The following is an 18,856-nucleotide window of genomic DNA, read 5'->3' on the forward strand; positions in this document are numbered from 1 at the left end:
GGAATGAATGAAGTTGAGCCTGGGCTAATTGCGATTCTGATTCTTGCCCCCATGATGCTGGCGATGGTCGTACAGTGTTTCATCGCACACAAATACACTGAGTACTACGAGTCGTTGCTAACGCGCTGTAGCTTCGTGACCGGCAATAAAATCACGTTTCAACATGCAGGCCTTCTGGGCAAGGTTATGCGTACGGGTTTGATCTCCATGGTGCTGGCTATACCGAGCCTCTTCGTGCGCAGGGGGGTGATTGACTTCGATGAAGTCAAACGTTTCCCCTCAAGCATGAGACGACTGCTGGTGAGTCTGTTGGTCATTCACATCCTGCTGGCAACCGCGCTGATTATTTTCACTTACGCGTAGCCTGGCCGCTCCTGCATGGGGCGCGGTCAGGCCTGTCGGTTTTGCACGAGCCGTGCAGCCCTCAGCGCTGATAAGCCTTGCCAAAATGCCGTTCCAGGCGCGCCTGCAGCAGCTCCAGCAGTATCGACAGCACCCAGTAGATCACGGCTGCGGTGGTCAGCATTTCCAGGTAGCGATAGCTCGAACGCCCATACGACTGCGCCAGAAACATCACCTCCCAAACCCCCATCACGGAAATCAGCGACGAGTCCTTGAGCATCGAAATGAACTGGTTGGCGGTGGGCGGAATGATCACCCGCATGGCCTGGGGCAGGATGATGTGGCAGAAGATCTGCGGCGTGCGCATGCCCAGCGCCAATGCTGCTTCACGTTGCCCACGGGCCACGCCGAGGATGCCGGCGCGGAAAATCTCGCTCAGGTAGGCCCCGTAGTTCAGCGACAAGGCAATGATGCCGGCGCTGATGGCGCCGGGTACCAGGCCCACCTGCGGCAGCCCCAGGTAGATCAGCAGAATCTGGATCAGCAGCGGCGTGCCACGGAAGAACGAGGTGTAGAAGCTGGCCACACCCACCAGCACCGCGCTGTTGGATAACCGTGCCAGCGCGGCGGCAAAGCCGAGCAGCACGGATACCACCATCGAGCACAGGCACAGGAACAGGGTCAGTGCGGCGCCTTGCAGAAAACCATTGGGCCCCAGCTTGAAACCGGCCAGGTTGGGAAACTTCTCCAGAATGATGGCGAACTTCAGGTCAAAGCTGAGGAAGAAGGCGACAAACAGCCCGAACAGCGCCAGCCAGGTCAGCAGTAACCGGGTGCGAAAGCCGAACAGGCCGGCGCCCGCAGGCTTTGCCACGGGCTTGGGGGAGGGAGGGAAGGTGCTCATTTGCTGATGTCGGCGCCAATCCATTTCTGCGACAGCTTGGCCAGGGTGCCATCAGCCTTCAGCTCGGCGAACACCTGGCGTACCTTGGCATCCCACTCAGGGTCGCCTTTTTCGATGGCTACCGCGTTGGGCTCTTCATACAGCGGCGCACCGGCCAGCTTGAAGCGCTTGTCTTGCTGCAGGCGCGGCTGCGCGGTCACCAGGTTGGTGATGATGGCGTCCAGGCGCACGCCAGTGCCCAGGCCCAAGTCCTGGAAGGCGACGTTTTCAGTGTCGTAGGGCGCAGCCTGCACGAAGTCGAACGGGTAGTCGATCTTCTGGTCTTCCTTGCCTTCAATGACCAGGTTCTTGTTCAGGTAGCTTTCGTAGCTCGATGCACTGATCGAACCCACCTTGCGGCCTTCCAGGTCTTTGGCGCCATGGATGCGCTCATCCGAGGCATTGACCACGATCACGGCGGGCGATGCGTAGTACTCCACGGGGAAGTCGAACACCTCGGCGCGCGCCTTGCTCGGGGTCATCGAGCAAATGCAGATGTCGTAGCGCCCGCTCCAGCGGCCAGCGGCAATCACGTCCCAGGACGGTGTTTCCAGGCGCAGTTTGACGCCGAGCTTGTCGGCCACTGCCTTGGCCACGTCCACGTCGTAACCGTCGAGCTGGTTGTGGTCATTGAGGAAGGAAAACGGCGGGTAGCTTTCCATCAGCACGTTGACCATTTCCTTGCGCGATTCAACCCGCTCCAACGTGGCGCCAGCAAAGGCTTGGGTGGCAGTTGCGAGCAGTACAAGGCCCGCACCCAGCAGAGAAGAAAATCGCATGTACATACCTGATATGTTGGGCAAATGGGTGATAGGGTATTTAATAGTTATAAACCTAATCCCCATAATGAATTTTATTCATAAGAACCTTCAGAGAAGTTATATGGCAGAGCGAACGATGGTAATTCTGGACGGTGGCATGGGCCGAGAGCTGCAGCGCAGCGGTGCACCGTTTCGCCAGCCCGAGTGGTCGGCGCTGGCGCTGAGCGAGGCGCCGGAGGCGGTCGTGGGCGTGCACGCAGCCTTCATCGATGCGGGTGCGCAGGTCATCACCAGCAACAGCTATGCGGTAGTGCCGTTCCACATCGGTGAAGAACGCTTTGCCGCCGAAGGGCGGCAGCTGGCCCATATCGCAGGCCAGCTTGCGCGGCACGCGGCAGATAGCGGCGCGCACCCGGTCAGGGTGGCCGGTTCGCTGCCGCCGCTGTTCGGGTCCTACCGGCCCGACCTGTTCCAGCCCGAGCGTGTGGCAGAGGTGCTGACCCCGCTGCTCCAGGGCCTGGCCCCGCATGTTGACCTGTGGCTGGCCGAAACCCAGAGTTCCGTGGCCGAAGTGCGAGCCATTCATAGCCATTTGCCGGCAGACGGCAGGCCGTTCTGGGTGTCCTTCACCCTGCAGGACGAGGACGTCGACGAGGTTCCGCGCCTGCGTTCCGGTGAACCGGTGGCCGAAGCCATCGAGGCCGCAGTCACCCTGGGCGTGGCTGCGGTGTTGTTCAACTGCAGCCAGCCGGAAGTGATCGGCGCCGCCATTGATGTCGCGCGCTCGGTCATCGAGCGACACAACGCCGAGATTGCCATCGGTGCCTATGCCAACGCCTTCCCGCCGCAGCCCAAAGAAGCCACTGCCAACGATGGCCTGGACGAACTGCGCGAAGACCTCGATCCGCCGGGTTACCTGACATGGGCCAAGGACTGGCGTGCGCGTGGTGCCAGCATGGTCGGCGGTTGCTGTGGCATCGGCCCGGAGCACATCGCCGAGCTGAAGCGTAACCTGGCCTAAGTGCCCACGTGGCCGGGCGGCTTTTGCAGCGCCCGGCCCGCAGCCATTAAAAAAAACGCCAGTCAGACCCGGATTCCATCGTTTTTCAGGCCCCCGCCATCTCCCTATAGTCCGCTGAAGGCCGATGCTGCATCGGTGTACACAACTCAGCTGGGCGGGAACCGGATATGAACAACAACGAAAAATTCGAGGGCAATGCTGCGGCCGGTGTGGGGACGCGGGTCGTGTGGAGCGGGGAGCAGGTACAGCACCCGTACAACGCCACGCAGACCCCGATCGTGGTCAGCGCCGCTTATGGCTACAACGATATCGATGCCTGGTACGACGTGGCGCAGGGCAAGCAGCCTGGCTTCATCTACAGCCGCATGAGCAACCCCACGGTCGCCACGCTGGAAGCAAAACTGGCCGAGCTGGAGCAAGCCGAGTCGGCAGTCGCCTTCAGCAGCGGCATGGCGGCCATCAGTGCCGTGCTGCACACCTTCCTGTCCAACGGCAAACGCGTGGTGTCGACCCGCGACAGCTATGGCGGCACCAACAAGATCTTCGAAGAGTTCCTGCCGCGCATGGGGGTGCAAGTGTGCCTGTGCGATACCTTGGACACTGAAGCGCTGGAGCGCGAGATTGCCGCCGGTTGCGACCTGCTGTACCTGGAAACTCCCACCAACCCGACGCTGAAGGTGCTGGACATTCGTCGGCTGAGCGCCGCTGCGCACAAGGTGGGGGCGCTGGTGGTGGCCGACAACACCTTTGCCACGCCACTGAACCAGAACCCGCTGGCGCTGGGCGTTGATGTAGTGGTGCACAGCGCAACCAAGTTTCTGTCCGGGCATGGTGACGTGCTGGGTGGGGTGGTGTGCGGTGCGGAGGCGTTGATGGCCCAGGTGCGGCACTACCGGGAAATCAACGGTGCGGCGCTGGACCCGTTCTCGGCCTACCTGATCATCCGCGGTATCAAGACCCTGGCAGTGCGCCTGCGCCAGCAGCAAGCCAGTGCCATGGCGTTGGCCCTTTACCTGAGCACCGAGCCGCTGGTTGAAGCGGTGAACTACCCAGGTTTGCCGGCGCATGCCGGGCATGCCATTGCCAAGGCGCAAATGCGCGGGTTTGGCGCCATTGTCAGCTTCGTGCTGAAGGGCGGCATGCCGACCGTGGCCCGTTTGCTGCCGCGGCTGAAGTATGCCCACCGGGCCGGCAACCTCGGCGCGGTAGAGACCATCTATGGCCCGGCGCGCACCACCAGCCATGTCGAGAACACTTTGGAAGAGCGCCTGGCGCTGGGCATTTCCGAAGGGCTGGTGCGCATTTCAGTGGGCATCGAGGAAACCGATGACCTGCTGGCGGACCTGGCACAGGCCTGTGCATCGGTGCGTGAGGAACTGGCCGTCGCAAAGGAAGTGCACGCTGACGCAGACGCCTGCCAGAGCCCGGTGCAGGCCTGAGGCTGGCGCGTAGCACCCACCCGTGTGGTGGGTGCCACTTCATGAAGTCGAACAAAAACAATATGCAAGGCAACTCGATTCGCTCTGCCAAGACGAGGTCGTTGTTACGTCCTTGCCCGCCAACTTTCATGAGTAACCCACAATGTCCGTGCAGACAACCACAACTAGAAATGCCTCGGCGCATACCTTCAAGCAGGATATGCAAACCCGCCACATCGTCATGCTGGCACTGGGCGGTGTGATAGGCACCGGCCTGTTTCTCACGTCGGGCTACACCGTTAACCAGGCTGGCCCGTTGGGCGCGGTCATCGCCTACATACTCGGCGCAATCATGGTGTACCTGGTCATGATGTGCCTGGGTGAGCTGGCGGTACACATGCCGGAAGTCGGCTCGTTCAGCAGTTACGCCACGCGTTACCTCGGCCCGGGCACCGGTTACATGGTGGCCTGGATGTACTGGCTGACCTGGACGGTGGCCATCGGCTCCGAATTCACCGCCGCGGGCATCCTGATGGTGCGCTGGTTCCCCGACACGCCGGTATGGATGTGGAGTGCGCTGTTCGGCGCCGCGGTGTTCATCAGCAATATCATTTCGGTGCGATCGTTCGCCGAAACCGAATTCTGGTTGTCACTGGTCAAGGTGTTGGCCGTCATCGCCTTTCTGGTGGTGGGCGGCGGGGCTATTCTGGGTGGCTTCGAGATCCAGCAGGCGCACAGTGCAGGGCTGGGCAATTTCACCCGTGAAGGGTTGTTCCCCACCGGTTTCTGGTCCATTGCAATGACCCTGCTGGCAGTGGCCTTCGCGTTCTCGGGTACCGAGCTGATCGGCATCGCTGCCGGCGAAACCAAAGACCCGGAAAAGAACGTGCCCAAGGCCATTCGCACCACGGTCCTGCGCCTGGCGCTGTTCTTCATCGGCACCATCTTTGTACTGGCCACCTTGCTGCCGCGTGAACAGGCCGGGGTTATTGAAAGCCCGTTCGTGATGGTCTTTGCGATGATTGGTATCCCGTATGCGGCCGATATCATGAACTTCGTCATCATCACCGCGCTGCTGTCTGCCGCCAACTCCGGCCTCTACGCCGCTTCGCGCATGCTCTGGACCCTCAGCGACCAAGGCAACATGCCCCGCCGTTACGCCACGCTGTCGCGCCGCGGCACTCCCTTCAATGCGATCGTGCTGAGCATGGCTGGCGGCATGGCTTCGCTGTTGAGCAGTGTGTTTGCCCCCGACACCATCTACCTGGCGCTGGTGTCGATTTCAGGGTTGGCCGTGGTGGTGGTGTGGATCAGCATCGCGGCCAGCCAGATCGCATTCCGCCGTCATTACATCGCCAGCGGCGGCAAGCTCGAGGACCTCAAGTTCCGGGTGCGTGGCTACCCGTTCGTACCACTGGGGGCCATTTTCTGCTGCGTACTGGCCTGCGTCGGCATTGCCTTCGACCCAGCTCAGCGGGTTGCCCTGTACTTCGGCTTGCCCTTCATTGCCTGGTGCTACCTGGCCTATTGGCTGACGTGCAAGTACCGCAGCCGCCGTACGGGCCCGGTGGAAATTGTCGCCCCAGGTTCCGAGGCCGCCTGAGCAGGTGATACTAGGCCACCGGAACCTAGCCACGAGAAGCCGCCGATGACTCAGAAAACCCTGCCCCCCCTGAACTGGCTGAGAGCCTTCGAAGTGTCGGCGCGTTACTTGAACTTCACCCATGCGGCAGAAGAGCTGCACCTTACCCAAGGGGCCGTGAGCCAGCAGATTCGCCACCTGGAAAGCCAATTGGGTGTGGCGTTGTTCAAGCGCCTGCCGCGCGGGCTGGGGCTGACCGAAGAAGGGCAGTCCTACCTGCCGGTGGTGCAGGACGCCATCAGCCGCCTTGCCGTCGGCACCAATGAAATCTTCGGGCAACGCCAGCGTCGGCCCCTTAAGGTACGGGGCAGCCTGTCGTTCCTGCACTTCTGGCTGGCACCCCGGCTGGCCGACTTTCGGCGTTCGCACCCGCAGGTGGACATCCGCTACATCAGCAACCTGTGGGTCAAGGAGCTGGATGCCGAAGATGATCTGGAAATCCGCTGGGGCAGCGGGCAGTGGCCCGGCGTAGAGGCGCAGCGCCTGACCCGCGACGTGCTGGTGCCGGTGTGCGCACCCGCGCTGCTGGCCGGTTGCCCGCTGCGCGACCCGCGCGACCTGGCCCGTGTGCCGTTGCTGCATGTGCTGGGTTACGAGGAGGGGTGGGGCTACTGGCTGGAGCGGGTCGGCGCAGATCAGGTCGATTCTTCCAGCGGCCTGCAGTTCGACACGCTGGTGTCGACCATGCGCATGGCGGAGCTGGGGCTGGGGGTGGCGCTGGCACGCTCGTCGCTGGTAGAGGACCTGCTGCAGGAAGGGCGGCTGGTTGCTCCCTTTACCCAGCGCATCGAAGCAAGCGAGTCGTTTTTCCTGGTACGCGGCCTGGGTGAAGCGTTGTCCCCCGATGCCCAGGCGTTCAGCCATTGGCTGGTGGCCATGGCGCATCGTTAATTTACGTAGCTATCTGGAGCACCGATGCAGTACACATCCACGCGCGGCAACGAGATACGGGTCGATTTCCGCACGGCATTGCTTTCTGGCCTGGCAGACGACGGTGGGCTTTATGTGCCCACCTCGGTGCCGGTGTTCAGCCCACAGGAAATTGCCAGCTGGTCGTGGTTGCCCTTCGACGAACTGGCCTGGCGGGTAATGGCACCGTTTGTTGGCGATACCCTCGACGAGCCTACTCTCAGGGCGCTGGTCAGCGACAGCTATCGCGGGTTCCGCCACCGCGGCATTGCGCCGTTGCAGCAGCTTGGCCATAACGAGTGGATCCTGCAGCTTTTCCATGGGCCTACCCGGTCCTCCAAGGACTTTGCCGCGCAGTTGCAGGCGCGCTTTGTCCGGCACTTTCTGGGGGCGGAGTGCGAGCGGGTCATGCTGGTCGGTGCCAGCAACGGCGATACCGCAGTAGCGGCTATCGAAGCGTTGCGGCATTGCCCGGCAGCAGGCTTGCTGGCGCTATACCCCAGCGCAGGCACGCCCGCCGACCGCGCGGCAGTGATGCGCAGTGCCGCGTCAGACAGCGTGAGCTGCGTGGCCGTGGATGGCAGCTTTGACGATTGCCAGTCGCTGGTGTCGGCGCTGCTGCGTGACTGGCCATGCCCCGGGCTGATTCCGGTCAGCTTCAACTCCACCAACTGGGTCGGTGTGCTGGCGCAGATCGTGTTCTATTTCCATGCGGCGCTGCAGCTCGGTGGCGGCATACGCCCGGTCGGGTTCAGCATCCCCACGGCCAGTTTTGCCGAGATCTACGCGGGGTTCATTGCCCAGAAAATGGGCCTGCCGATCAACCAGATCATCGTCTCCACCAACCGCAACGATGCCTTGCACCGGTTCATCCACTGCAACCGCTACAGCCGTGGCTCAACCAGCCAGACCTTGTCACCGGTCATGGACTTTTCGCTGTTCTCCAACCTGGAGCGCTTCGTCTGGGAACTGTATGACCGCGATGGTGGGGCGACCCGGGCACTGATGGAGCACTTCGAGGCGTGCGGCGAGCTGAGCATCGGCAACCGCCAGTGGTTGCATGCGCGCATGCTGTTCGACTCCTATGCCGTGGACGACGCGCTGATTCGCGAAGAAATTGTCACGCTGTTCCACGAAACGGGCAGCGCAGTAGACCCTCATGCCGCGACAGGGGTATTCGCCGGGCGCCTGCACCGGCGCAACATCGGTGCGCCCATCGTCACGCTGGGGCAGTTTGCCCCCGAAAAGTCTGCCGAGCTGCTGGCGGAGCTGGGGGCCTGGCACGGTGAGGTGCCCGCCGGCGCGGTCGGCACAGCGGGCGATGGGCCGCTGTTGGCAGCTGACGACCTGGCCGGTGTTCATGCCTTGTTGACTCGGTTGCAGGCTGGGCGATGAAGCGCATCCTCGACCCCCTGGACGAGCGCATTCTCGCCGAGCTCACCGCCAATGCGCGTATCGCCCACGCCGAATTGGGGTTGAAGGTGAACCTGTCGCGCAATGCGGTACGCCAGCGCATCGAGCGCCTGGAGCGCGACGGCGCCATTCAGGGTTATACCCTGCGCATCGGTGAGGGCAGACGGCCGGCGTCGTTGATCAACGCGGTGATCTTCGTCTACCGCTATGACCGCATGCGCGGTGACGCGGTACTCGATGCGCTGCGCCAGATCCCCGAGGTGATCCAGTGTGAAGTGCTCAGCGGCGAGTTCGACCTGATGTTGCGCGTCGAGGCCTCCAGCCCGGAGCGGGTGCACCATGTGTGGAAGGAAATCGCTGCCATGCCCGGGGTGGAGAACACGGTGACTTCGTTCGTCCTGGCCTCGGTGGTCTGAACCGCGTCTTTGCATTGGCTAGCACAACGCCGCCTGGGTTCGCGCCCAGGCGGCGTTGTGCGTTTTGCCCCGGCGCAGGTGCGCGCTTTGCACTGGCCAGATTGGCCAATAAATACAGCGGATTGCCATATTCAACTGGCAGTGCACGGCTCTTACGCTAGTCCTCATCGACCCACTGCCTGGACAGGACAGCAAACCATGACCGAATACAAAATTGCACTCGTTGGCTTTGGTGGCGTTAACCGCGCGCTTGCCCAACTGATCGCCGAACGCAATGCGCGCTGGCAGCAAGAGTTGGGCTTTGGCCTGAAAATCGTTGGTGTCACCGACTTGTTCCTGGGGTCGGTGATCGACCGCGACGGCCTGGATGCCGCCATGCTGGCCACGCTGCCGGCCCAGAAGGGCGCGCTGGCGCAAATCCCTCAAGGTTCGGCCGAGGCGTTCAATGAGGCGGTGATCAAGCAATCAGGTGCCGACATCATCGCCGAGGCCACATTCACCAACCCCAAGGACGGTGAGCCGGCGGCAACCTTCTGCCGCTGGGCGCTGGAGGCGGGCAAGCACGTGGTCACCACCAACAAGGGGCCGATTGCCTTGCATGCCCAGGCGCTCAAGGCCTTGGCCAAGGCCAACGATGTGTCGTTCGAATACGAAGGCGCCGTGATGAGCGGTACACCGGTGCTGCGCATGGCGCGCCAGACCCTGGCGGGCGCGGGCCTGGTGGGTTTCGAGGGCATTCTCAACGGGACCTCGAACTATGTGCTCACGCGCATGGAGGAAGGGCTTGGCTTCAACGAGGCAGTGGCCCAGGCACAAGCGCTTGGCTTTGCCGAGGCTGACCCGACCGCCGATGTGGAAGGCCATGACGTACGCCTGAAGGTGGTGATCCTCGCCAATGAGTTGCTCGGCGCCTGTCTGCAGGTGGGTGATGTGGCCTGCAGCGGTATCAGTGCCATCGACAGCGCGGCTATCGAGCGGGCCCGGGCGGCGGGCGAGCGCTGGAAGCTGATCGGCTGCGCCCGCCGTGAAGCCGATGGCTCGGTGCGTGCCAGCGTCGAAGCGAAGCTGCTGCCTGGCCATCACCCCTTGGCAGGTATTTCGGGCGCCACCAATGCGCTGGCGTTCGACACGGAGTTGCTGGGGGCTGTAACCGTGTCCGGCCCGGGGGCGGGGCGCATCGAAACGGCTTTTGCCCTGCTGTCGGACATTGTCGCCATTCACGCGGCCGGCCATTCGGCCTGAGGAGCAACGTTCATGAGCCTGACTTCCGTTTCCCGGGTGCTTGTTCAGCAACCCGCCTTGATCGATGTGTACAACCCCTTCGATGGCAGCCTGGTTGGCAGCGTCGACAACCTCGGCGCAGAAGCGGTGCCTGCCTTGCTCGCCCGTGCCCATCAGGGGGTGCGTGAAAGTGCGGCGCTGCCCCGGCACCGCCGGGCCGCTATTCTGGAACACGCCGCTCAGCTCATTGAACGGGATGCGGCAGACTTTGCCGGCCTGATCGTCGATGAAGCGGGCAAGACCCTGCGCCAGGCCGAAAAAGAGGTCAAACGCTGCATCAACACGCTCAAGCTGTCTGCCGAAGAGGCGCGGCGCAACGCCGGTGAGGTGGTGCCTTTCGATGCCTATGAAGGCTCCGAATCGCGTCAGGGCTGGTTCACCCGCGAGCCGTTGGGGTTGATCCTGGCCATTACCCCGTACAACGACCCGCTCAACCTGGTGGCGCACAAGCTGGGGCCAGCACTTGCAGGGGGCAATGCGGTCATTCTGAAACCCTCGGAACTGGCCCCTCTTTCTGCCCTGAAACTGGTGCAGTACCTGGTTGATGCGGGGTTGCCGGAAGCCGTCGTCACCGTAGCCACAGGGGGCGCCGAACTGGGCAAGGCGCTGGTGGCTGTGCGTGAGGTGCGCATGGTTTCCTTTACGGGCGGTTTCGCGACGGGCGAACAGATTGCGCACGGGGCTGGCTTGAAAAAACTTGCCATGGACCTTGGCGGCAACGCCCCGGTGCTGGTGCTCAAGGACTGCGACCTTGAAGCCACGGTCGAGTCGTGTGTGTCGGGCGCGTTCTGGGCCGCCGGGCAGAACTGCATCGGCACCCAGCGCATTCTCGTGGATGCCTCGATCTACGAGGCGTTTCGTGCACGCTTTGTGGCATTGACCCAGGCGATGGTCTGGGGCGATCCGGGCCGGCGCGAAACCGATATGGGGCCGATGATCACCGAAGCGGCTGCACGGCAGATCGAAGCACGCGTCAACCAGGCGCTTGAGGGCGGTGCCCGCCTGCTCTGCGGCCACCAGCGTCAGGGGGCGGTCTATGCGCCGACAGTGCTCGAAAGCGTTGACCCCGTCAGCCGGCTGTGGCTCGAGGAGGTTTTTGCACCGGTGGTGATGCTGGCGCCCTTCGAGACTGTCGAGCAGGCGATAGCGCTGGCCAATGCCCCGGAGTACAGCTTGCATGCCGGTGTGTTCACCCGTGACCTGTCGCTGGCGTTGAGCCTGGCCCGGCGTATCGAGGCCGGCGGTGTAATGATCAACGACTCTTCCGACTACCGCTTCGATGCCATGCCATTTGGTGGTGCCAAGTATGGGAGTCTTGGGCGTGAGGGGGTGCGGTTCGCCTACGAGGACATGACCCAACCCAAAGTCGTCTGCTTCAACCAGATGGGTTGAGGGGGAGGGCACCTCGATGATCACTCGCTACGGATCAAGCGCGCGGATGTCACTGGCGGTCAGTTACAGGGGCCTGTTTGAAACGGCAGGCATCGTGGCGGATGACCTGCAACAGGATGTGCAGGGGCAGTTGCGTCAGGCGCTGAGCGTGATCGACGGCCTGATGGTGCAAGCCAACGTCGGCAAGGCGCAGCTGACGCGGGTTCAGATGTGGCTGGCCGACTACCGCCACTTCGACCTGGTCAACGAAGTGTACGACGCCTGGTTGCAAGGCTGTGCAAAACCGGTGCGGGCCTGCGTGGGCGCCGCCCTGGGGGATGGCTACCTGGTAGAGGTGCAGGTGTTCGCTGTGTGCACTGGGTGCCCGGATTCACTGTGACCGCTAGGCTGAAAGCGCAGACCAGTTGCTTGATATGGGCAGGCCTCGGCCTGATCGCAAAAACATCCCAGCCATGACCAAACCGGGCAGCGTTGCTTATCGCAATTGCCCGGCGTCATTCATCCACGCTACCATTGTGAATAATTCCTATTAGCATAATGGCCTGCCCCATGAATGCCTCTCCCAGTGCTCCAGCCCCTGGTTTCGACCTGGAGGAACTCTACCGTTCCCACCATGGCTGGATTCGCCAGTGGCTCCAGCGCAAGCTCGGCAATGCCCATGATGCGGCGGAACTGGCCCAGGATGTATTTGTGCGGCTGTTGTCCAAACCCCGTGTGTTCAATGACCACGAGCATGCCCGTGCGTACCTGGGACGTATGTCGCGCAATGCGTGTGTGGACTTCTGGCGACGGCGGCGGGTGGAGCAGGCTTATCTGGAAGTGCTGGCCGCCCAGCCCGAGCAACTTGCGCCTTCGCTGGAACATCAGGCCGTTATCCTCGAAACCCTCGAGCAACTGCAGGCAATGTTCGAGCGTATGCCCCAGCGCGTGGCCGAGGCATTTTCCATGGCGCAGTTGCAGGGCATGAAGCAACGCGAGATCGCCGAGCAGTTGGGCGTGAGCGAGCGCAGTGTGAACAGTTACCTGGCTCAGGCTATGTACCAATGCCTGCTGCTGGAAGCCGAACTGGATGGCTCGCTGGCATGAGCAGGGCGCCACTCGACCATGGCGTACTGCAAGCGGCTGCCGGTTGGTTCGCGCGGCTGCACGCGGCGCAGAATGACGCTGCGATCCAGGCGCAGTGGCATGCCTGGCTGAACGAGGATGCGCGGCATCGCCTGGCCTGGTCGTACGTAGAGAACATCAATCAGCGCTTTGGCGGCCTCAGCGGCCAGGCAGAGCAGGCTCGGCAAGTGTTCGACAGCGTGCGCCGTGACCGGCATTCGCGCAGGGCCGTGCTCGGTAGCCTCTGTGTGGCGGGTGTGGCAGGTGTGTTGGGTTGGGGCGGATGGCAGCGCGGTTGGGTCGACTCGCCACGTGCCTGGTTCGCCACTTACCGCACCGGCCTGGGTGAGGTGCGGCCGGTCACCCTGGCCGATGGAAGCCAGCTGTGGCTGAACGGCGGGACGGCGCTGGATGTGCAGTTCGATGAGGGCTCAAGGCAATTGCGCCTGTATCGCGGAGAAATCCTGATCGAGTCCGGCAAGGACCCACGTCCACTTTCCGTAGTGACGAGGGCTGGGCGGGTGCAACCGCTCGGCACGCGCTTCAGTGTCCGGGACCAGGGGTTGCAGACCACCTTGAGCGTATTTGCCGGCGCCGTGCAGGCAACTTGCTCCGGCAGCGGCAGGCAAACCACGTTGCAAGCCGGGCAAATGATGGTGTTCGACGCGCAGCAAGTCGGCGCCCCATCAACTGCACAACGCTTGCGCGAGGATTGGAGCCGCGGTGTATTGGTGGCGGAGGACATGCCGCTGGTTCAGATGATCGACATTCTGCGCGATTACCGCCATGGCCACTTGGGCATCGACCCGGCGATTGGCAGCCTGCGTGCGGTCGGCACCTTCCCGTTGCTCGACACCGACCGTGCGTTGGCCATGCTCGAGCGTGCGTTGCCCATCCGGGTTGTGCGTACCTTGCCTTGGTGGGTCTCCATCGAGGCGGTCTGAAGTTTTTTCAAAATTCTTTTTCCGGTTTTGCGACGCTCATTCGCTTGGTGGGATGACGCTACTTCATCCTCTTTGCGAAAGGATTCTTCCATGCTGCTTCGCGACTCTGCTTCCGCGCACCGTCATCCGTTGGCCCTGGCCATTTTCCTAGCCCTTGGCGGCCACGTTGCCGTCGCCGAGGCCGACAGCAGTGCTGCAGCCCAACGCGTGGTATTCGACATTCCAGCCGGGCCATTGGCGCGCCAACTGAACCTGTTGGCCAGCCAGGCCGGGCTGTTGATCGGCGGTGATGCGGCGCTGACGGTCAACAAGCAGAGCCAGGCGGTGCACGCCTTGAGCGTAGAGGTGGCGCTGGCGCAGATGCTGGCCGGCACCGGTGTGGCGGCCGTGCGCACGGGTGAGCGGGAGTTCCAGCTGGTGAGCCAGGCCGAAGATGCGGCAGGCGCGGTGACCTTGGGCGCCACCACCGTCTCGGGCCAGGGCCTGGGTGCTGTGACGGAGGCTACAGGGGCTTATGCGACGGGCCGTTCGTCCACTGCCACCAAGCTGCCGATGAGCCTGCGTGAAACGCCCCAGTCGGTCACGGTGGTCACCCGTCAGCGTATGGACGACCAGAATATGAAGAACCTTGACGACGTAATGCGTAACGCCACCGGCGTCACCATCATCAAGAACGGCAGCGAGCGCTCGCTGTACCAGGCTCGCGGGCAGACGGTCGACAACCTGCAGATTGATGGCGTGCCGACCAACATTGGCAACCCGTATTCGATGGATACCATTTCCAAGCCCAACACCGACATCTACGACCGCGTGGAAGTGGTGCGGGGCGCCACCGGCCTGATGGAAGGCGCGGGTAATCCGTCGGCCTCCATCAACCTGGTCCGCAAGCGGCCCACGGCCGAGCGCCAGGCGTTGATCGAAACATCGGTCGGCTCCTGGGACGACTACAAGACCATGGTCGACCTGTCTGCGCCGCTGAACGAAGCAGGCACCCTGCGCGGCCGCTCGGTCATTACGTACAACAATGCCAACAGCTACCTGGACACTGCCCAGAAAGAGAACCAACTGTTCTATGGCATCATCGAGGCCGACCTGGCTGAGTCAACCCTGGCCACCTTCGGGTTTACCTACCAGAAGGAACGCAACTCCGGTTATGACTGGTCGGGCCTCCCCAGCAAGGAGAGCGGCGCGTTCTACCCGGTTTCGCGCTCTACCTCGCTGACCGGCGACTGGAACCACCTGGACAAGCGCAATACCACCGTGTTCGCCGACATCCAGCATACCTTTGCCAACGGCTGGAAGGGCGTGGTGGCCGTGAACCAGATGTGGGCCAAGTCGGACTTTCTCGGTAACTACACCTACCCGGGTGGCGGCCCCGACCTGTTCACCCTCAACCCGCGCCACTTTCACTTCGATGACACCCAGACCAGCATCGACGGCTATTTCACCGGCCCGTTCCAGCTGCTGGGCCGCCAGCATGAGCTGATCGTGGGTGGCAACTGGAACAAGGACGATTTCGACTATCACGGGGGGCGCGATGCCACCTACCGCTACATCGTCGACATGAACAACCTGGCAGCGTTCGATCCGCCCAAGCCGACAGCCCTCAACGTCAACCAGTGGCAATACAACCGCACTCAGGAGCAAAAGGGCGTGTACGTGGCCAGCCGGTTCAGCCTTACCGACAGCACCACGTTCATTCTGGGCAGCCGCCTGAGCTGGTACAGCCACGATTCGCTGGACGACACCAATGGCGTGCGTGAGCCCACAGACCATAAGCATTTTTCCAAGAGTGGCGAAGTCACACCTTATGCGGGCCTTGTGCAGGACCTGAACGAGAACTGGTCGGCATACGCCAGCTACACCGAAATCTTCAAGCCGCAGAGCGCGCAAGATGCGGAGGGCACCACGCTCCAGCCGATGACCGGCAGCAACTACGAAATCGGTTTGAAGGGTGAGTTTCTGGACAAGCGCTTGCAAACCGCCATCGCGCTGTTCCAGGCCGACCAGACCGGCCGGGCCGAGCGGGTGACCTGTGCGCAGACTTGGGCTTGCTATCGTGCCTCCGACAAGGTGCGCAACAAAGGTATCGAGCTGGAGCTGACCGGTGAGGTGCTGGCGAACTGGAATGTATCGGCGGGGTACACCTACACCCAGTCCAAGTACATCGGTGGCGAGCAGAAAGGTGAAGACTTCAACGGCGCCTCGCCGCGCCACCTGTTCAAGGTTGCGACCGACTACCGCCTGCCAGGCGCGCTCAACCAGCTGCGTGTGGGTGGCAGCTTCTATGCGCAGAGCAAGATGACCCAGACCGAGGTTGGCGAAGACTACAAGATCCAGCAGGACGCATACCACCTGACGAACCTGCATGCGATCTACGAGATCAACAAGCGTCTTGAAGTGCAGTACAACCTGGACAACGTGTTTGACAAAAAGTACTACCAGACCTTGGGTAACCCCAATTACTGGAACTTCTATGGCGAGCCGCGCAACTTCAACGTGGCGTTGCGGGCCAGGTTCTAGGGGCTGTATTAAGCCTTGAGACGAAGGTCTGGCTGTTTTCAACGCAGCATCACCGAACCTCAAGGCTTTTCATACAGAGCCTGACCGGCTGTCGCGATACCGGGCCCCTACAACTTATGCATGTACTGATCGATCAGCGTACGAGGCGTGGAACTGCCCGTACATAGATCAGTTCACTCACCAGCTCTACCAAGGTTTGTGTGATCACCGCCGCTGCCGCCAACCCGCGCATCTCTTCTGGCAACGCCAGCGCCAGCGGCAGCACCACCAGCGAGTTACGCGTGGCTGCGCTGAACGTCACCGAGCGTGCCTCGCTGGCCGGCAGGCGCAGCAGGCGCGCACAGATGAAGCCGAGCACCGGCGCCAGCAGCATGAAGCCGATGTATACCGGAACCACCGGCAGCAAACGGTCGAAATCACGCAGTACCACGGCAATCTGCGAAGCGATCACCACCATCAGCACCAAGGCCATCGCCGGCACCGGCAACCACGCCCAGGCGTCGTTCCAGGTCGCGATTGCGCGCGAGCGCCGGGCACCGGCGCTGGTGAGTACCGCGAGGGCCATCGGCAACACGATCAACAGCACGAAGGCTTCCACGAACGGGGTGATGGAGATTGCCACCTGGCTGCTGCCACCCAGCATCAGGGCCAGATACACCGGCAGCAGTACCAGTTGCGCCAGCAATAACAGGGGGGTTGCGGCCAGGGTCAGGCGTGAGTCGCCTTTGCCAATGTGGGTGAACACCACCACGTAGTCGATGCAGGGCGTAAGCAGCACCAGCAAGGCCCCGACGAGGATCGCCGGGTGTTCCACCAGCCCACGGGTGATGGCCCAGACAAGCAGCGGAACGAGAATGAAATTGGCCAGTAGCAGGGCCGTGATGAAGCGGCGGTTACCCAGGCCCTGGCGCAGGTCGAGGAAGGGTATTTGCAGGAACATCGCGTACATCAGCACGGCGATGGCGGGGGTGATCAGGGCTTCAAGCTGGCGCGCAGTGTCGCTGGCCAGCAGGCCGAAGACGATAGCGACCAGTACGGCGGCGAAGTAGATGGGGATCTGCCGGGTTTCGAGTTGCTCTCTGGTCAAGGTGTGGCCTGTGGTTGGTGGTGTCAAACAGGGTAATACGTGATGGCACGTGGCTGCTCGAAATCATTCCCTGTGGGAGCGGGCGTGCCCGCGAACACCGGCGCAGCCGGTGCCATCCACCGCGTAGCCTTCTTCGCGGGCACGCCCGCTCCCACAGGATGTGTATCAGGCCTGCGAACGGGTTTCATGGTCCGTTCACGAAAAAGCCCGGCACTGGGCCGGGCTCTTTCACTTCAGGCAAGCGCCAATCAGTTGCCGTAAACCGGCAGCTTCTTGCAGATGGCCTTGACCTTCTCACGAACGGCGTCGATCACCGCTTCGTTGTTCAGGTCGGCCAGGATGTCGCAGATCCAGCCGGCCAGTTCCTTGCACTCGGCTTCCTTGAAACCACGGGTGGTAACGGCTGGGGTGCCGAAACGCAGGCCCGAGGTGACGAACGGCGAACGCGGGTCGTTCGGTACCGAGTTCTTGTTGACGGTGATGAAGGCTTTGCCCAGGGCGGCGTCAGCATCCTTACCGGAGATTTCCTGCTTGATCAGCGACAGCAGGAACAGGTGGTTCTGGGTGCCACCGGAAACCACGTCGAAACCGCGCTCGATGAACACGCTGGCCATGGCCTGGGCGTTCTTCACGACCTGCTGCTGGTAAGCCTTGAACTCTGGCTGCAGGGCTTCCTTGAAGCAGATGGCCTTGGCAGCGATGACGTGCTCCAGCGGGCCGCCCTGGGCGCCCGGGAAGACGGCGGAGTTCAGCTTCTTCTCGATGTCGGCGTTGGCACGGGCCAGGATCAGGCCGCCGCGCGGGCCGCGCAGGGTCTTGTGGGTGGTGGTGGTGACCACGTCGGCGAACGGAACAGGGTTCGGGTACACGCCAGCGGCAACCAGGCCGGCAACGTGGGCCATGTCGACGAACAGGTAGGCACCGACCTTGTCGGCGATGGCGCGGAAGCGGGCGAAGTCCAGAACCTGCGAGTAGGCCGAGAAGCCGGCAACGATCATCTTGGGCTTGTGCTCGACAGCCAGGCGCTCGACTTCGTCGTAGTCGATCAGGCCATTGCCGTCGATGCCGTACTGGATGGCGTTGTACAGCTTGCCCGAGGAGCTTACCGAAGCACCGTGGGTCAGGTGGCCACCGTGGGCCAGGCTCATGCCCAGGATGGTGTCACCGGCAGACAGCAGGGCCAGGTAGACGGCAGCGTTGGCCTGGGAGCCAGCGTGCGGCTGTACGTTGGCGTAGTCGGCGCCGAACAGCTCCTTGGCACGGTCGATGGCCAGTTGCTCGACGACGTCGACGTATTCGCAACCGCCGTAGTAGCGCTTGCCTGGGTAGCCTTCGGCGTACTTGTTGGTCAGGACCGAGCCCTGAGCTTCCATGACTGCCGGGCTGGTGTAGTTTTCCGAAGCGATCAGCTCGATATGCTCTTCCTGGCGCAGAGCTTCTTGCTGCATGGCTTCGAAGAGCTCGGCGTCGTACTTGGCAATGGTCAAATCACGGCTGAACATGGCGGTCCTCAAGGATCGGGGTAATTTGGGTGTGCATTCTAACCGATTGATTCGCGGCTGGCATATGAAGTGGCGTCAAGTCGCAGACCAATGGGCTTCATCTTGCATCCCGCGCCGTTTCTGGGCTGGGCGCGGGCAGGAGTTGACTCGCAGGTCCG

Annotated in this window: 17 protein-coding genes; 13 read left to right on the plus strand and 4 right to left on the minus strand. The window is 62.5% G+C overall.

Annotated elements, in window-relative coordinates; genetic code table 11:
- Nucleotides 1–3 precede the first annotated feature (3 nt).
- Nucleotides 4–363, plus strand: coding sequence for a hypothetical protein (locus N5D53_RS16955; RefSeq protein ID WP_054888536.1), 360 nt, complete (start codon nucleotides 4–6; stop codon nucleotides 361–363).
- 61 nt (nucleotides 364–424) lie between these two features.
- Here the strand turns inward: N5D53_RS16955 and N5D53_RS16960 are convergent, their stop codons facing one another.
- Both N5D53_RS16960 and N5D53_RS16965 read right to left on the minus strand, forming a co-directional pair.
- Complete coding sequence (locus tag N5D53_RS16960; RefSeq protein ID WP_003247513.1) at nucleotides 425–1,246, minus strand: amino acid ABC transporter permease; 822 nt, start codon at nucleotides 1,244–1,246, stop codon at nucleotides 425–427.
- The gene (locus N5D53_RS16965; protein WP_003247511.1) at nucleotides 1,243–2,064 is read right to left on the minus strand and encodes an ABC transporter substrate-binding protein; all 822 of its coding nucleotides are present in this window, start codon (nucleotides 2,062–2,064) and stop codon (nucleotides 1,243–1,245) included. Before N5D53_RS16965 ends, N5D53_RS16960 begins: the two co-directional genes overlap by 4 nt.
- Before the next feature lie 118 nt (nucleotides 2,065–2,182).
- Between N5D53_RS16965 and N5D53_RS16970 the strand changes: the two genes are divergently transcribed.
- From N5D53_RS16970 to N5D53_RS17025, 12 genes are all read left to right on the plus strand, one after another.
- Nucleotides 2,183–3,067 (plus strand): homocysteine S-methyltransferase family protein, encoded by an 885-nt coding sequence (locus N5D53_RS16970; RefSeq protein WP_190869709.1) that lies wholly within the window; start codon nucleotides 2,183–2,185, stop codon nucleotides 3,065–3,067.
- A gap of 167 nt (nucleotides 3,068–3,234) precedes the next feature.
- On the plus strand, nucleotides 3,235–4,506 hold the full coding sequence (locus N5D53_RS16975; RefSeq protein ID WP_190869708.1) for a cystathionine gamma-synthase family protein: 1,272 nt from the start codon (nucleotides 3,235–3,237) through the stop codon (nucleotides 4,504–4,506).
- Between the two features lie 142 nt (nucleotides 4,507–4,648).
- Nucleotides 4,649–6,088: an amino acid permease gene (locus tag N5D53_RS16980; RefSeq protein ID WP_014589617.1), complete on the plus strand. Its 1,440-nt coding sequence runs from the start codon at nucleotides 4,649–4,651 to the stop codon at nucleotides 6,086–6,088.
- 45 nt (nucleotides 6,089–6,133) lie between these two features.
- Nucleotides 6,134–7,018 (plus strand): LysR substrate-binding domain-containing protein, encoded by an 885-nt coding sequence (locus N5D53_RS16985; RefSeq protein ID WP_252460606.1) that lies wholly within the window; start codon nucleotides 6,134–6,136, stop codon nucleotides 7,016–7,018.
- Between the two features lie 24 nt (nucleotides 7,019–7,042).
- The gene (locus N5D53_RS16990) at nucleotides 7,043–8,431 is read left to right on the plus strand and encodes a threonine synthase (protein ID WP_190869707.1); all 1,389 of its coding nucleotides are present in this window, start codon (nucleotides 7,043–7,045) and stop codon (nucleotides 8,429–8,431) included.
- Nucleotides 8,428–8,865, plus strand: coding sequence for an Lrp/AsnC family transcriptional regulator (locus tag N5D53_RS16995; RefSeq protein WP_274140047.1), 438 nt, complete (start codon nucleotides 8,428–8,430; stop codon nucleotides 8,863–8,865). Before N5D53_RS16990 ends, N5D53_RS16995 begins: the two co-directional genes overlap by 4 nt.
- Nucleotides 8,866–9,063: 198 nt before the next feature.
- Complete coding sequence (locus N5D53_RS17000; RefSeq protein WP_190869706.1) at nucleotides 9,064–10,107, plus strand: homoserine dehydrogenase; 1,044 nt, start codon at nucleotides 9,064–9,066, stop codon at nucleotides 10,105–10,107.
- 12 nt (nucleotides 10,108–10,119) lie between these two features.
- Complete coding sequence (locus N5D53_RS17005) at nucleotides 10,120–11,538, plus strand: aldehyde dehydrogenase family protein (protein ID WP_190869705.1); 1,419 nt, start codon at nucleotides 10,120–10,122, stop codon at nucleotides 11,536–11,538.
- Between the two features lie 16 nt (nucleotides 11,539–11,554).
- The gene (locus N5D53_RS17010) at nucleotides 11,555–11,917 is read left to right on the plus strand and encodes a RidA family protein (RefSeq protein WP_047605103.1); all 363 of its coding nucleotides are present in this window, start codon (nucleotides 11,555–11,557) and stop codon (nucleotides 11,915–11,917) included.
- Nucleotides 11,918–12,087: 170 nt separating this feature from the next.
- Nucleotides 12,088–12,624 carry a sigma-70 family RNA polymerase sigma factor gene (locus N5D53_RS17015; RefSeq protein WP_010951925.1) on the plus strand — a complete coding sequence of 179 codons (537 nt, stop codon included), beginning with the start codon at nucleotides 12,088–12,090 and terminating at the stop codon, nucleotides 12,622–12,624.
- Nucleotides 12,621–13,586, plus strand: coding sequence for a FecR family protein (locus tag N5D53_RS17020; protein ID WP_108078097.1), 966 nt, complete (start codon nucleotides 12,621–12,623; stop codon nucleotides 13,584–13,586). Before N5D53_RS17015 ends, N5D53_RS17020 begins: the two co-directional genes overlap by 4 nt.
- Nucleotides 13,587–13,676: 90 nt before the next feature.
- A complete protein-coding gene (locus N5D53_RS17025; RefSeq protein WP_047605100.1) occupies nucleotides 13,677–16,109 on the plus strand; it encodes a TonB-dependent receptor in 2,433 nt (810 codons plus the stop codon).
- 133 nt (nucleotides 16,110–16,242) lie between these two features.
- On the opposite strand, the gene N5D53_RS17030 is transcribed toward N5D53_RS17025, so the two are convergent.
- Both N5D53_RS17030 and glyA read right to left on the minus strand, forming a co-directional pair.
- Nucleotides 16,243–17,196: a bile acid:sodium symporter gene (locus N5D53_RS17030; RefSeq protein WP_121160993.1), complete on the minus strand. Its 954-nt coding sequence runs from the start codon at nucleotides 17,194–17,196 to the stop codon at nucleotides 16,243–16,245.
- A gap of 248 nt (nucleotides 17,197–17,444) precedes the next feature.
- The gene (gene glyA, locus N5D53_RS17035; protein ID WP_003247505.1) at nucleotides 17,445–18,698 is read right to left on the minus strand and encodes a serine hydroxymethyltransferase; all 1,254 of its coding nucleotides are present in this window, start codon (nucleotides 18,696–18,698) and stop codon (nucleotides 17,445–17,447) included.
- Nucleotides 18,699–18,856: the final 158 nt, after the last annotated feature.

Origin of the sequence: Pseudomonas sp. GD03862, from assembly GCF_029840855.1 — a bacterium.
GTDB lineage: Bacteria > Pseudomonadota > Gammaproteobacteria > Pseudomonadales > Pseudomonadaceae > Aquipseudomonas > Aquipseudomonas alloputida.

Bases quoted from the DNA above. Each gene is read 5' to 3' on its own strand.
- N5D53_RS16975 (WP_190869708.1), top strand. From the start codon at position 3,235: ATGAACAACAACGAAAAATTCGAGGGCAATGCTGCGGCCGGTGTGGGG.
- N5D53_RS16960 (WP_003247513.1), bottom strand. From the start codon at position 1,246: ATGAGCACCTTCCCTCCCTCCCCCAAGCCCGTGGCAAAGCCTGCGGGC.
- N5D53_RS17025 (WP_047605100.1), top strand. From the start codon at position 13,677: ATGCTGCTTCGCGACTCTGCTTCCGCGCACCGTCATCCGTTGGCCCTG.
- glyA (WP_003247505.1), bottom strand. From the start codon at position 18,698: ATGTTCAGCCGTGATTTGACCATTGCCAAGTACGACGCCGAGCTCTTC.
- N5D53_RS16990 (WP_190869707.1), top strand. From the start codon at position 7,043: ATGCAGTACACATCCACGCGCGGCAACGAGATACGGGTCGATTTCCGC.
- N5D53_RS16980 (WP_014589617.1), top strand. From the start codon at position 4,649: ATGTCCGTGCAGACAACCACAACTAGAAATGCCTCGGCGCATACCTTC.
- N5D53_RS17000 (WP_190869706.1), top strand. From the start codon at position 9,064: ATGACCGAATACAAAATTGCACTCGTTGGCTTTGGTGGCGTTAACCGC.
- N5D53_RS17010 (WP_047605103.1), top strand. From the start codon at position 11,555: ATGATCACTCGCTACGGATCAAGCGCGCGGATGTCACTGGCGGTCAGT.
- N5D53_RS16965 (WP_003247511.1), bottom strand. From the start codon at position 2,064: ATGCGATTTTCTTCTCTGCTGGGTGCGGGCCTTGTACTGCTCGCAACT.
- N5D53_RS16985 (WP_252460606.1), top strand. From the start codon at position 6,134: ATGACTCAGAAAACCCTGCCCCCCCTGAACTGGCTGAGAGCCTTCGAA.
- N5D53_RS17020 (WP_108078097.1), top strand. From the start codon at position 12,621: ATGAGCAGGGCGCCACTCGACCATGGCGTACTGCAAGCGGCTGCCGGT.
- N5D53_RS17005 (WP_190869705.1), top strand. From the start codon at position 10,120: ATGAGCCTGACTTCCGTTTCCCGGGTGCTTGTTCAGCAACCCGCCTTG.
- N5D53_RS16955 (WP_054888536.1), top strand. From the start codon at position 4: ATGAATGAAGTTGAGCCTGGGCTAATTGCGATTCTGATTCTTGCCCCC.
- N5D53_RS16995 (WP_274140047.1), top strand. From the start codon at position 8,428: ATGAAGCGCATCCTCGACCCCCTGGACGAGCGCATTCTCGCCGAGCTC.
- N5D53_RS17015 (WP_010951925.1), top strand. From the start codon at position 12,088: ATGAATGCCTCTCCCAGTGCTCCAGCCCCTGGTTTCGACCTGGAGGAA.
- N5D53_RS16970 (WP_190869709.1), top strand. From the start codon at position 2,183: ATGGTAATTCTGGACGGTGGCATGGGCCGAGAGCTGCAGCGCAGCGGT.